The organism is Vibrio gelatinilyticus (assembly GCF_022836845.1).
Taxonomy (GTDB): domain Bacteria; phylum Pseudomonadota; class Gammaproteobacteria; order Enterobacterales; family Vibrionaceae; genus Vibrio; species Vibrio gelatinilyticus.
In genome coordinates this window covers 26,722-40,501 of the sequence record NZ_JAJNNZ010000022.1, presented here as the reverse complement: position 1 = coordinate 40,501, position 13,780 = coordinate 26,722, and the positions used below count along the sequence as shown (strand labels likewise).

The window sequence follows — 13,780 nt, the reverse complement described above, 5'->3', positions numbered from 1 at the left end:
TCTACTTAAAGCGTGCACCAAGCCTCAGCAAGATTCCTGCCTGCGCAGGAATGACGAACCTTTAGAACCACCGCATTCAAATTAGCCGTCACCCCTGCGTAGGCAGGGGTCTACTTAAAGCGTGCACCAAGCCTCAGCAAGATTCCTGCCTGCGCAGGAATGACGAACCTTTAGAACCATCGTATTCAAGTTAGCCGTCACCTCTTGTATAAAACTGTACAAAAAGACAGTAAGATGATTGAATATTCCCATCTAACACTCTGATGGATGGTGAATATGGCTCAGTTACTGTCGGCAATTCCTTTAACTTCGCTTACTGGCGTAGGGGCAAAAGTCGCAGAGAAACTTGAAAAGGTAGGATTGCACACGGTGCAGGATCTGCTGTTTCACTTGCCTCATCGCTATGAAGATCGCACGCGTATCTACCCGATTGTAAAACTTCATCCAGGCCTGTGGGGGTCAATTCAGGGTAAAGTCATGGCGGTCGATACCCTGTTTGGCCGTCGAAAAATGCTGACGGTCAAAGTCAGTGATGGCAATGGCACACTCACGCTGCGCTTTTTCAACTTTACAGCAGCCATGAAGAATAACTTTGCCGAAGGGCGAATGGTCATTGCCTACGGCGAAGTCAAGCGCGGCAATCAGGGCTTAGAAATCATTCATCCAGAATACAAGTTTCAGACAGAGGGACAAGCTCCAGCGCTTGAGCAAACCTTAACCCCCGTATACCCAACCACGGAAGGCTTACGACAAACCACTTTGCGAAATCTTACCGACCAAGCATTAGAACTCATGCAAAAGTCAGCGGTGCAAGAGTTACTGCCATCCGGTCTGTACGATCATCAAGTGACCTTAACCGATGCGCTGATGACCATACATAGACCTGAGCCCAATATCGATCTCATCGCCTTCGATGAAGGTCGTCATCCCGCTCAACAACGCCTGATCATCGAAGAGCTATTGGCACAAAATCTATCGATGCTTGCCGTGCGCAGTAAAGGTCAGCAAGACCAAGCCATTGCCATGCCGCAATCAAAAGAGCGAAAAGCCCAGCTACTTGCTCAGCTTCCATTCTCTCCCACCAATGCGCAAAGCCGGGTGGTGAAAGAGATCGAACAAGACATGGTCAAACCTCGCCCTATGATGCGCTTAGTGCAGGGGGATGTTGGCTCAGGGAAAACCTTAGTTGCCGCACTGGCTGCTGTAACGGCCATTGAGCAAGGCTACCAGGTTGCTATGATGGCTCCGACTGAGCTTCTTGCAGAGCAGCACGCGCTCAATTTTTCTCAGTGGTTTGAAAAGATGGGCATTACCGTTGGCTGGTTGGCTGGAAAGCTAAAAGGTAAAGCCAAGCAAGCTGAGTTAGAGCGCATTGCCAGTGGCGAAGCCAAGATGGTGGTGGGCACACATGCCTTATTCCAGGAGTCGGTCACCTTCAATAACCTGGCCTTGGTGATCATTGATGAGCAACACCGCTTTGGCGTCCACCAGCGACTGGAGCTCAGGGAAAAAGGCGCCACGCAAGGCTTTTTCCCCCATCAGTTAATTATGACGGCAACACCGATACCGAGAACCTTAGCGATGACGGCTTACGCGGATCTGGAAACCTCGGTGATTGATGAATTACCGCCGGGAAGAACGCCTATTCAGACCGTCGCGATCCCTGATACCAAAAGGAGTGACGTGATCGAACGGGTAAAAAATGCCTGTCTCAATGAGGGCAAACAGGCTTACTGGGTCTGTACTCTGATCGATGAGTCTGAAGTATTAGAAGCCCAGGCGGCTGCCGATACAGCGCAAGAGCTGCAAGCCTTACTACCCGAAGTCAACATTGGCTTAGTACACGGCCGAATGAAGTCCGCTGAAAAACAAGCCGTCATGCAGCAGTTCAAAGATAACCAACTGCACCTTCTGGTCGCAACCACGGTAATTGAAGTGGGTGTCGATGTTCCAAACTCAAGCTTAATGATCATTGAAAACCCAGAGCGTCTTGGCTTGGCCCAATTGCATCAGTTAAGAGGTCGTGTTGGACGTGGCAGCGTCGCTAGCCATTGTGTATTGATGTATCATGCGCCACTGTCTAAAACCGCTCAAAAGCGCTTAGGCGTGCTCAGGGAAAGTAATGATGGCTTTGTCATTGCACAGCGAGATTTGGAAATACGCGGCCCCGGTGAGCTTCTAGGAACCAAACAAACCGGCCTTGCCGATTTCAAGATTGCTGACTTGATCCGTGACCAACGCTTGATCCCAGAAGTACAACGTATGGCGCGCTTTATTCATGAACAGCACCAGGGCAGCGCTAAGGCCATCATTGACCGATGGCTCGGCGATCGTGAATTTTACGCTAAGGCATAAAACCTTACCCTCGTAAGAATGGCACCCGCATGTATTTTTTTCTTGTCGAAAATGACATTTCGTCATCCCCTTGAAAAAGGGGCTCTTCTACTGCGCATCGCTCACACGATTAATCATCCAGACGATCAGAAAGTCGCCTACCGACTTCCGTTCTTAGACACCGGGAAACTGACCTGGGCAATCAAGCCACCTTCACTGCGGTTTGAGATACTGACCGAGCCATGATGTTGGCTAATAATACGTTTAACAATCGCAAGGCCAAGGCCCGTTCCTTCACTGCCACGAGCAGTATCACCACGAGTAAACGGTTCAAACAGTCGACCAATCTGATCCGATTCAATACCTGGGCCATCATCTTCGACACAGACCCAGGCGAGCTTATTGTCGGCGGTCATCCCGGTACTGACCTTCACCCAGCCGTTGCCATAACGAACCGCATTGACCACCAAATTACTGATGGCGCGTTTGATCGCAATAGGGCTGCCACTCACCTCTTTTAGCTTTGGCTCTGGATGGTAATCGATCTGGATTTCATAGCCGCCTTCCGATGAAACAATATCAGAGGCAATATCATTAAGATGAATCACTTGAAAAGTCTGTGTATCAACCGGTTTAAGGTAGTCCATAAACTGGCTAATGATTTCGTTACACTCTTCGGTATCACTGATAATCCCCTCAGCCAAATAGCTGTCTTCTGGGGACATCATTTCCGTTGCGAGTCGGATACGAGTCAAGGGCGTTCTCAAGTCATGACTGATCCCAGCCATTAACAATGCACGGTCTTCTTCTAGTTCCTGAATGCCTTTTGCCATCTGATTAAAAGCGCGGCTAACTGAACGGATCTCAGTAGCGCCCTTCTCTGGAAGCACCGGAGGATTCTCACCTCGTCCCACCAGGTTGGCCGCTTTTTCCAGCTCACGCAATGGCCGGTTCTGTAATCGAATAAATAACCACCCACCAACAATGATCAGCAACGTCATTATTAGGCTATTGCGAAACAACGGTGCAAAATCTTCTTCTTGCAACTCTGATAACGGAATGCGGATCAGTGATCCTGGAAGTGCGTCGATATCCATCCACAATATGTAGCTTTCTTCACCTAAAATGAGGCGAACTTCGGTATTCGAGCCCAACTCATCAGTCATTTCCTCGCTCATTAAGTCGATGGTCATCGCGTGTTTAAATTCATTGGCCATCGGGCTGTCGACAGCATGCACTGTGACACCCAGTTGCTCTAGAACGCGACGACGCAGCGGTGCGTCCATTTCGAGTTCTTCGTCGGTCGCTTGGTTGCCTTGCAGTACAAACGTCAATTCGTGAGCCAAAATCTTATTAAACTGCTGCAAACTTGGTACGAGCGCGTAGTTATAAACGGCGTAGTACGAAAAGACTTGGCTGGCAATGAGCAGAGTGAAGAACAAAACAATAGACTGAGTAAATGAGCTACGAATTCTCATGATGCCTTCCTAGCATTAAATGATGGTTGAAGTTTAAGTATTAACGGAATCAAAAATAACATCGTCGACCTACTCGATAAAGAAAAGGCCCTGAATCACTTCAGAGCCCGCTTTCTTACTGTGCTTCTTTGCCGTCTGGTACGAAGACGTAGCCAAGCCCCCAAACCGTTTGGATATAACGCGGTTTGCTTGGATCAACTTCTAACATGCGGCGCAGACGAGAAATCTGAACATCAATGGAGCGCTCCATCGCAGAGTATTCACGACCTCTGGCCATGTTCATTAATTTATCACGCGACATTGGCTCGCGAGCATTAGTAACGAGTGCCTTTAACACAGCAAACTCACCAGAGGTGAGTGGCATCGCTTCTTCGCCTCGGAACATCTCTCTCGTACCAAGGTTGAGCCTAAACTCACCAAACTCGACAACCGCTTCCTCAGTGCTTGGCGCACCCGGAGCTTCAATCACCTGACGACGTAAAACGGCCTTGATACGAGCTAAAAGTTCTCTTGGATTAAACGGTTTTGGCAAGTAATCATCGGCCCCCACTTCGAGCCCGACAATTCGATCAACCTCATCACCTTTCGCGGTCAGCATCAAAATAGGCAACATATTGTTGGCGTTGCGCAAACGACGACAAATAGACAATCCATCTTCACCTGGTAGCATCAAGTCCAATACCATTAGATGAAAATTTTCACGGGTTAACAGGCGGTCCATCTGCTCACTGTTAGCAACACTGCGTACTTGGAATCCTTGCTCTGATAAGTAACGCTCTAGCAATGCACGTAAACGCGCATCATCATCAACAACCAAAATCTTATGATTTTCTTGCATATTCGATTCCACCACTATTAAGGCATTCAACATACTCTTCGTACGCGCTTTCACGTACACCGTTCGAGTAACGGTCTAAATGTAACATTTCATGGGCAAAAAATGCGCACGTAATTGTTAACAGGTGTTAATTATGGCTCATAAATGGATGTGGTGCGATGCATTGATGAGCGTAATTTTCTTTTACTTCAATGACTTTGCTTAGCACCTGACCACAAACACCGTTAACGGTGATATTTCTTATCGGCTAAAAAAGAGAGTTAGCTCTGTAACTTATTGAAATACAGTTTATTTGCCCAAGGGATCTAATTAGCGATGTCTTTGGGTAAAATACGTACTGAACCAAGCTGACAGTGGAGAGCTCAATGTCTGACATCATCAATAACAATGTGACTTTCTCAAAATGTCACTTTGCCTCGGCGCTCAAACACTGGCGGCACCTGCACAGCTTGTCGCAACTCGAGCTGGTGGAAAAGCTCAGCTCATCACATCACGCTTTTCTCGGCGTCAATCAACCGATGCTAAGTAAGTGGGAACACGGTAATGGATTACCTTCGCTGATGCGCAGAGTGGGGGTTGCCACTTTCTTTGAGCAGCCCTATGACTATGACGAGGGTGAGAAAAAAACCGTTAAGGCGGCGGCGAAATACAACACTTTCTTTAACGACATTGAGCCGGTCTACCCTTATGAGGTTGAAAGAATTGAAAAGTATCCATGGTCTGGCCTCACCGCCTCGCTAAAAGAGCAGATCCTGTATGCTCATCATGCCTACCGTCAAGTCGAACTCAAGGAGTTGGTGCTGTTTTTAGGCATTCAGGATATTAACGTCGTCGTGGCTTTCCATAAAAATGCCATTATGGGTCATATCGCCTATGGCATGGATAGTCACGGCACGCTTTGCCTGCTAAGCAATATGGGGCTGACCAAGGATATCTACTTACAGATGCATCAACGAGCTTGCCGACTTTTTCAGGGAAAAAAGGTGATCTTCAACGCCAAGCTGCCTTACTTCAAGTCCCTGATGAACGATTTCTATATTGAAGAAAAGTCCCAATACAAAGGGATCTCTGTTTATGAATGCCATATGGATCTGCTCATGCAGAATCCATTTTTTCATTGTGTTTTCAGTGATACCAGCGACTTCCTCAGTCTTTGCCACTATCAAAAGGCGCTTAAGAGCAAAAGAACATCATATGAAGCCACTGTGCCGGCTTAACATTGTGGCGTGACAAGCGCTAATTGGATGGGGGTTCTTTTTCGTATTCAATCGAATTGATAAACCACTCTTTCTCACCGTCAGGAGTGGTTACTGAGAACTCGTCATCCACTTCTTTTTTAAGCAGTGCCCTTGCCATTGGCGAGTCGATAGAAATGTACCCTTTACTGCCTCCGTAAATCTCTTCTGGGCCGACTATCCTGAAGTTCATTATCTCGCCCGCGTCATTCTCGATTTCGACCCAAGCTCCGAAGAAGACTTTCCCTTCTTGCTGTGGTGAGTAATCAACAATGGTGACTTCAGGCAAAAATTTACGTAAGAAACGCACCCTGCGGTCAATTTGTCTTAACAAACGCTTGTTAAAGGTATATTAGTTCTACTCTATTCCCCGTACTATTTCTAAATAAATCCCCCTTTAATCTCTAAGATTGAACACCTCAACTAAATACTGGCTAAGGTAAGAACTATCAACTATATACTAAGTAGTATGTTAAGGATTTCTTAGTTTAGCAAGGTTTTCTATGAAAAATGACAAACAATGGAAAGGCTGGAACGAGTTGTTTAAAAATAACTCGGATCTCCTAGGTAGGAGAAAATCTGAACAAAAAGCGTTAAAGCAGTTCAAGCACATGCCTATAAGTATGACTCGCTACTATAGCCCTAGTTGGTCTGGATGGAATGATTTTCTGTCCAAAGTCGATAAATGAGCTTCGTAATAAAACGACGAGTCAATTACAAAGTGAGGAGTGGTGCCTCTTCGTTATATTTTCCGGCTATCTTCACTGAAAATGGGCTGTTACTTTCTCATTTGCGTTTTTTATATAACAATCGAGCGAAATCACCATCTTGGATCGAACGGAATATCTTTGCCGTTGAGCTGCTCTTAAAGTTCATTGAGCGGCAAGTAGGGCTCTTCTCATCGGCTACAGAATTACTTAGAGCTTTTGTTGAGACATTACAGTTCGGAACCATTCAAGATGGGCAAGATAACTCTGGTTTGTTCTGGGGGCCTCGGCGAAATGAAGACGTGAATGTTCTTCTTGGTCATATTACCTATTACTGCGACTATTTAGACACTATACACGGCACTGACTTACCGAAGCTAAACCCCTTAAGAAAAGCAACTCATGCAGAACAGCGCTTGCAATGGTGTGCTTACTACAGGAGGAGCAGTCGTAGCTTTTTGAATCACTTGACTAAACCATCCCAACAGCCATTCTCATTTGCTAGAAAGATTCGTGGACCTGAGAGGCATTTTGTTGATGTCGAAGCGGTATACCGATTTCCAGAAGACCGAATTGAAGACTTACTTCTACATGGGTTTGTTTCTGCTGCAGGTGAGCCGGATTATGCTAGTCAGTTGATCGTAATGTTGATGCATTTCGGTGGGCTACGACTGTCAGAGTGTTTCCACATATATACCGGTGACATATCAATAGATCCACAGTCAGGTTCAGCCCTTATATCGGTTTTCCATCCTAGTGATGGAACGTCTCCAGATGAACGTTTCAGTAAACGAAATGAATACTTGGCTAACAAATACCGACTGAATCCACGGAATGAATATTCGAGAAGCCATAGACTCTACGCTGGCTGGAAAGGACCCTTACTTACAAATCGAAATCTGTCTTTTGATGTCATGTTTTATCCAGCAAGTAAAGCAGTTGAGTTTACTCTGTTATTGCAAAAATACCTTTCGACTAAACCTGCTTCTGAATCTCCTTTCTTATTTGTGAACTCAAAAGGTAGTCCGGAGAGTAAGAAAAATTTCAATCAAAAACACAATAGAGCAGTACAGCGGATTGGGCTCGAACCTTCCAAATCGCTAGGGACAACCCCACATGCACATCGCCATTCCTACGGCTACAGATTAAGCCAAAGAGGTTTTTCTCAGCTAGAAATTCAAAAAGCGATGCATCATAAAAGCCCTGACAGTTGTTTAGTTTACTTAAAACGAACTGATTCTGAAATTAGAGAACTATTTCGCAACGTCATATGAAAAGCAATCAATTTTATCCATCCTTGCTATCAGTCATACGAGCGGTTGAATCGCTCAATATAACGACTCGGAAAGAATATTTAAAACGTTATAAAGAAGACTCTAGGCTGACATCTCGACCTGAAAATGTCTATTCAAATGAATGGAAAGGTTGGGGTTACTTGTTCAATCGACCTCCTAAAGAACCATATGAGACTATTGAAGAAGCTTCTGTTGCTGTTAAAAAACTAGGAATACGTACCAAAAGTGAATATATGAAAAACTATAAGAGAGACCCGAGGTTGCCAGCCAATCCGCCTAGGACATATTCATATAAATGGAAAAATTGGCCTGTTTTCTTTAGTCGGAGAAAACCTAGTTTCTACAGTACTCTTCGTGAAGCAAGTATAAGTGCAATTAAGCTCGGTGCTACATCCAAAAATGAGTACCAAAGAATATACAAACGCGATTCTAGTTTACCTTGTGAACCAAATGAAGTTTACGCACGTGAGTGGATTAGTTGGCCTAGCTTTTTGGAACGACAAATCAAAAAAAAATATGAATCACTGAAAGAAGCACGTTCAGCAGTATTGCTCTTGGGAGTTACCTCTAGATTAGAGTATCTTGCACGCTATAAAGAAGATCCAAAGTTACCGTCGGATTTAGCTCAATTTTATAGTGAAGAGTGGGTTAGTTGGTATGATTTCTGGGGAAAAACAAAACCTACTTATTACTCAACTTTATCAGAAGCTAAAAAAGCATCTCTTAACATAGGAATAACATCACGAACAGACTATAGGAAGCGATATAGAAAGGACCCGCGACTTCCAGCTTCCCCGGATGTGATATATGAAAACTGGAAGGGGTGGTATTCGTTTTTGAATAAACCAAAGCCTACCAAGTATGAAACAATAGACGAGGCGATCGCGGCAACAGCGCGATTAGGGATAAAGACACAAATGGACTACTTCAAGTACTACAAGGAAGATCCTTTGCTACCTTCAGAACCTAGTGCTTATAAGGGCTGGGTCGATTGGTATACCTATTTGGGTAAAACCAAAAAAATATTATACAAGACCCTGGCTGAAGCGAGTGATGCCTCACGTAACCTTGGTATTACGAATAGCACCCAATACTACGCAAAGTATAAAGCAGACCCCAAATTACCTACAATTCCCCCGCGATCCTACAAAGACGAGTGGAAAAGTTGGGCGCTGTTTCTATTACCCCAAAATATTACTTCTTTAGAAGACTTCAAAGTTGTGTGCCAAAAAGCCAGAATATTAAATTCTGTAGACTATAGGAAAAAAAGAGCCGATTTCCCTCAACTTCCATCTAAACCTGAAAAATCCATTGCTGATTGGACTAATTGGTATGATGCTTTGGATATTGTACGCCCTTACCAATATGTAGACCTATTAAGCATCATTAGAAAGAACCAGATCACCAGTCTTTCTGAATACACAAAACTTCGAGCTATATCGAAAGACCCAAGAATTCCAGCAAAACCAGAAGAGCATTATCAAGGAAAAGGATGGACTAACACTTATGATTTTTGGGGAATCCCCCGCCCCTACCAAGTAAAATACTTTACTGAAGATTGGCGACTTTGGGGCAATAAAATTACAGAGTTTTTGAAAACTGCTCGCTCAGGAGACGTTAAAACCAAAGATCTATGTGAATTTGTTCGTGAGTATATTGAACCGAATGGTTTAGAAAAATGTCCTCTAGATTTTCTAACTAGGAGATCAACGAATATTCAACCAATGCGCAGCTTACTTGACCAGGTTCCGGTTACTCGTAAGAAAAAATGGATTTACTCAATCAACGAGTTTCTGGATTGGGTCATTTTAAATTACTTAGTTATCGAAGATGAGGAAACCGGCGAAATTGCTCATATAAAGGGGGCAAAAAATCCATTTGCACATATCAATTTCTCTGGAGAGCCTGATACTCCGAGTGTACATGAAACCAATAAACTAGCCTTACCCTATCAATATGTCAAGGAGGGGCGTGAGTGGATTTTTACATCAGATTCAATAAGTAAGCAGCCAAATTACTCAGACCTAGTGCATTTACATAGTTTTCGATCTGATTGGATTTTAGTTGATGATGACTCTATGTTAGATAGCAACGATCCTGATTGTGTCTATAAGTTTGAGGATGGAAAAACTTATCTTTGGACTCCTATGTACTGGACTTATACCTATGCACTCATGCAATTACCGGCTCGAGGTATGCAAATAGTATATTGCGATTCTGGTGAGGCAGACTACGAAATAGCTGACTTTAAAAATGGCCAGGTCTTATGGAAGAAAAATAAGTCAGGATTAGCTGGATTAACGAACCAACAAGGTATGGTAAGTAAATCTGGAAAAGATGAATTTGGCGTCCATTATACTTCCAACAAAACCAAATTTGATGGTTCAGGTTACACAATTCCCTTCATGCCAATAGAATTGGCATACTGGCTGATAAAGCTCAGAAAATGGCAACAAAAATATAATCCAATCAAGGAGCCAACAAAGTGGCTAGATTGTGTACGCACCAATCTAAATGAAATACAGCGTAAACAAAAAGGGGTTAACTGTTTCCTATTTAGAGATTATGGAGAAAAAGAGCCAGGGATTTTTAGCGGACGTTTATCAGCGAGGCTTGCGGCGGCTCTTTTTTTCTCATCCAAAAGCGATCACAAAATAGCCACATACAGGGGCTTATCATATGATGAAGTTATTGGTGAGTTAGAGAATCATACTCAAATTGCCATTTCTAGATTCAAGTCTCTTTATACGCCCCATTCTATGCGTGTTAGTTTGATTAACGCATATGCCTACGAGTTCGGTATTCCCTTAGAAGTCATAATGAAACTGGTCGGTCACTCCAGCATTCTTATGACAATCTATTACACAAAAAGTGACCAAACAGGTGCGAATCTGCGAGAAAAAATGGAGTTAGGCGAAAAGGAAGCTTTAAGTAAGGCCACACAAACACTTAAATCATTCGTTGAACAACAGAGAATTGAAGAAGTTAAATCTCAATTGGTCGGCTCACCGATGGGGCCGATAAACTTATTGGATAATGCTAGACCTTCTTCTAGTTATCTTTGGAAAGATTTCGGAATCTGTCCAGTAGGAGGGGCTTTTTGTTCAGAGGGTGGTTGCCCAGTCGCTATGAAAGCTAATATATATCATCCAGTTCCAGCTGGTTACTTGGGGGAGCAGAATTGCGTTCAGTGCCGATTCTTCATTACAGGCCCCGCCTTTTTAGTTGGACTTGCTGCGATGTTTAATGAAATAGGTTTGGCTGTTAACACTCTGTCAAGCCGTTACACCTCACTAGAATTGAAGCTTGACCACATTGCAGAAAAAATAGATGTAATTGATCACCATCTGTACACAATTAAAGCAGACAACTCAGAGAAGTTAGCTTTAAAATCCAAGAAGCGAGGCTTGGTTAATGAGCGAGTGCACCTTAACTCGGAAATAGAAACACGAGCGAAGAAGCTAGATGTATATCTAACGGATATGAACGCGATTCATCGTCATATACATAATTGTCAAACGCTGATGAACCAGTTTCAAAAAAACACTACGAATAACTTTCAACTTATTGTTCCACATAAATTTTCATTAGATGTTGAGTTGGATGAAGTAAGCAGTTTTCACCAATTATCTGAGGTGTGTTCGAACGCTGAGCTATATCATAGCTGTAGCGATGATTTAGCAGTAACCAGACGCTCCCAAATGATTGATAGGATGATGGCAAAAAATGGTATCCAACCACAGCTCTTCTTTCTTTCAGAAGAGGAACAACTTGTAGTAGGCAACCAACTAACGGAGTTAATGCTGACAAGATTGAAAGGTTGGGAAAATATCGATCGTCTGATGGATGGGAGTTTGACACTAAAAGATTTATCAATAGATAACCCATTAGACGAAAATACTATTCGCGAGTTGTTTAAACGTTCTAAACCACTAAAAAGGATCGGTTAGTATGTCAGAAATTAGTCCTGAACAAGTGCTTAGTCAGCTAAAAAAGAATGCTTCATCTCGAGTACAGAACTCACTTGATGCAGTATTTAATATTTGTAAAGAGCAGCAAGAGCGCGGATTGAGTGACTTTAGTTATTCAACGATAGCCCGCTTGGGAAAAGGACGAGGTGTTCCCGCAGCACAAAGTATTCGCAATAAGACTGGTGAGCCTTATCGTACATTGATCGCTAGTTTTTCTGACTCCGTACCAAGCCAACCAAAAACGAATCAGGCTAATAACAAAGGAAAAATGTACGCTTGGATCGATGAGCTTGATGATCCTGTAGTGAAGCTTCAAGCCAACATTCTTTATTCTCAGAAAAAGGAAGCGGAACGAATGCTAAACGAGGTAGTACCAATAAGCCAAGTTATTGAAGTTTTTGAAATTTTTGACAACGTGGATGTGTCTGCAGCGTCGATTAAGTTGACGGATCTAGAGCGAAACGCATTAGAGTTTCTTTTCTCACCCGAGTTTTTGCGACGTAACAAATTGGAGTTGGGGAGAAATGGCAGTATAGTCTCGTCTGAAACGCAAAAGTCTTTTTTCCCCGTGGCAACACTGGACGCAATCAAAAAGGCTCTACAGAACTTATAGATAACTTGGGTTGTAGAAGTGAAAACAAAACTATTAACCAGAGAAGGTTATAACAAACTCAAAGCTGAGCATGACCACTTATGGAACGAACAACGTCCTGAAATTACAAAAATAGTTACTTGGGCTGCGAGCCTAGGAGATCGCTCAGAAAACGCAGATTACGTCTTCAATAAACGCTTACTCCGTCAAATAGACCGTCGAGTTCGCTTTCTACGCAAGTTTTTACCGGAAGTCACGATCGTAGATTATTCTCCTCAACAAGAAGGAAAGGTCTTCTTCGGAGCTTGGGTTGAGATTGAGAATGAAGCCGGTGATGTTAAGACATTTAGAATTGTTGGACCTGAGGAGATCTATGGAGGCGCAAAAGACTACATCTCTATTGATTCACCAATGGCGAGAGCATTGTTGAAGAAGGAAGTGGATGACGAAGTAACGGTTCGCACACCCGAAGGTGACAAAGAATGGGTCGTTAATTCAATCAGGTACAACAATATATAACGAGTCGTATTCATTTTCGATTGTATAGTGAAGATCACATCATTTAGATTATAAAACTTTACTATTGACTGTTAATTACAAGAGAACGAACTTAATCATATGAAGTCAATTCTAGTATTTCTAATTACTACCTTGTGTTTTCATTCGTATGCTTCTGAGTTGATATTAATGAGATATGTGGAAGCACTGTGTAATGCAAATGGTTCTCCCTACCTTGTATCCATTAGTGATGGGATTATTTCCGTTAAAGGGGAATATTCATTCGATGCAAAGGTAAGTTCTACGAGTACTCACACGACAATTCAAACATCAACTTCCAGCAATAGCCCGTATGGGGCAATGTTTCAACTAAACTATATAGATGGAGATGGAACCGCTCATCTTACTGTTTACGCTAGACCTGATATGAAGAATCTATTTCGAGATTCTAAATGCGTTATCACGAAAAATGTCGATAAGGATTAGCCTAGCGGTGGTTACTTTAACTATCTTCGGAACCGTTCAACTTATTAATAAGCTCTTGCCTCTCCTCCTCGCTCAGTTTAGCAATCAAGCAAGCTAACTTGGCAGAGCTTTCTTCCTCACAAAAGAAATAGTTCAAAGGAACGCCTAGCTCGTCAGCAATGAGCTTTAACGTCTGTATGTCAGGAGCGTGTTTGCCTTTCTCATACTGATTCATTCTGGCACTTGCCGAGCCTTCATCCATACCTATTCGCACCCCCAAGGCTTTCTGAGAGAGTTTGGCTTTTTTGCGCGCCTCTTTAAGTCGCGCTGGGACTGGGCTAGTAAATGACATTTTTGGTTCATGTGT

10 protein-coding genes and 1 pseudogene are annotated in these 13,780 nt (G+C 43.3%); 7 read left to right on the top strand and 4 right to left on the bottom strand.

Going from position 1 to position 13,780, the window contains the following annotated elements; all coding sequences use genetic code 11:
• Positions 1–276 precede the first annotated feature (276 nt).
• Entirely contained in the window at positions 277–2,355 is a 2,079-nt protein-coding gene (gene recG, locus LNL84_RS18400; protein ID WP_244359199.1) for an ATP-dependent DNA helicase RecG, read from the top strand.
• 137 nt (positions 2,356–2,492) lie between these two features.
• Here the strand turns inward: recG and envZ are convergent, their stop codons facing one another.
• Positions 2,493–3,812, bottom strand: a complete 1,320-nt coding sequence (envZ, locus tag LNL84_RS18395) for a two-component system sensor histidine kinase EnvZ (RefSeq protein ID WP_244359198.1) — start codon at positions 3,810–3,812, stop codon at positions 2,493–2,495.
• A gap of 115 nt (positions 3,813–3,927) precedes the next feature.
• On the bottom strand, positions 3,928–4,650 hold the full coding sequence (gene ompR / locus LNL84_RS18390) for an osmolarity response regulator transcription factor OmpR (protein ID WP_244359197.1): 723 nt from the start codon (positions 4,648–4,650) through the stop codon (positions 3,928–3,930).
• 365 nt (positions 4,651–5,015) lie between these two features.
• Between ompR and LNL84_RS18385 the strand changes: the two genes are divergently transcribed.
• Complete coding sequence (locus LNL84_RS18385) at positions 5,016–5,867, top strand: helix-turn-helix domain-containing protein (protein WP_244359196.1); 852 nt, start codon at positions 5,016–5,018, stop codon at positions 5,865–5,867.
• Between the two features lie 19 nt (positions 5,868–5,886).
• On the opposite strand, the pseudogene LNL84_RS18380 reads toward LNL84_RS18385, so the two are convergent.
• Positions 5,887–6,237, bottom strand: a pseudogene (locus LNL84_RS18380) (GreA/GreB family elongation factor); the annotation flags it as partial.
• A gap of 151 nt (positions 6,238–6,388) precedes the next feature.
• Between LNL84_RS18380 and LNL84_RS18375 the strand changes: the two are divergent.
• The 5 genes from LNL84_RS18375 to greB are packed head-to-tail and all read left to right on the top strand — an operon-like array spanning position 6,389 to position 12,969.
• The gene (locus tag LNL84_RS18375; protein ID WP_244359195.1) at positions 6,389–6,574 is read left to right on the top strand and encodes a hypothetical protein; all 186 of its coding nucleotides are present in this window, start codon (positions 6,389–6,391) and stop codon (positions 6,572–6,574) included.
• Entirely contained in the window at positions 6,571–7,866 is a 1,296-nt protein-coding gene (gene gmtY / locus LNL84_RS18370) for a gamma-mobile-trio recombinase GmtY (RefSeq protein WP_244359194.1), read from the top strand. The genes LNL84_RS18375 and gmtY overlap by 4 nt, the downstream gene beginning before the upstream one ends.
• Positions 7,863–11,837 (top strand): gamma-mobile-trio integrase GmtZ, encoded by a 3,975-nt coding sequence (gene gmtZ / locus LNL84_RS18365; protein ID WP_244359193.1) that lies wholly within the window; start codon positions 7,863–7,865, stop codon positions 11,835–11,837. The genes gmtY and gmtZ overlap by 4 nt, the downstream gene beginning before the upstream one ends.
• A gap of 1 nt (position 11,838) precedes the next feature.
• Positions 11,839–12,471 carry a gamma-mobile-trio protein GmtX gene (gmtX, locus tag LNL84_RS18360; RefSeq protein WP_244359192.1) on the top strand — a complete coding sequence of 211 codons (633 nt, stop codon included), beginning with the start codon at positions 11,839–11,841 and terminating at the stop codon, positions 12,469–12,471.
• Between the two features lie 18 nt (positions 12,472–12,489).
• Positions 12,490–12,969, top strand: a complete 480-nt coding sequence (greB, locus tag LNL84_RS18355; protein ID WP_244359191.1) for a transcription elongation factor GreB — start codon at positions 12,490–12,492, stop codon at positions 12,967–12,969.
• A 481-nt stretch (positions 12,970–13,450) separates the two neighbouring features.
• On the opposite strand, the gene LNL84_RS18350 is transcribed toward greB, so the two are convergent.
• Positions 13,451–13,765 carry a helix-turn-helix domain-containing protein gene (locus LNL84_RS18350; RefSeq protein ID WP_244359190.1) on the bottom strand — a complete coding sequence of 105 codons (315 nt, stop codon included), beginning with the start codon at positions 13,763–13,765 and terminating at the stop codon, positions 13,451–13,453.
• Positions 13,766–13,780 lie beyond the last annotated feature (15 nt).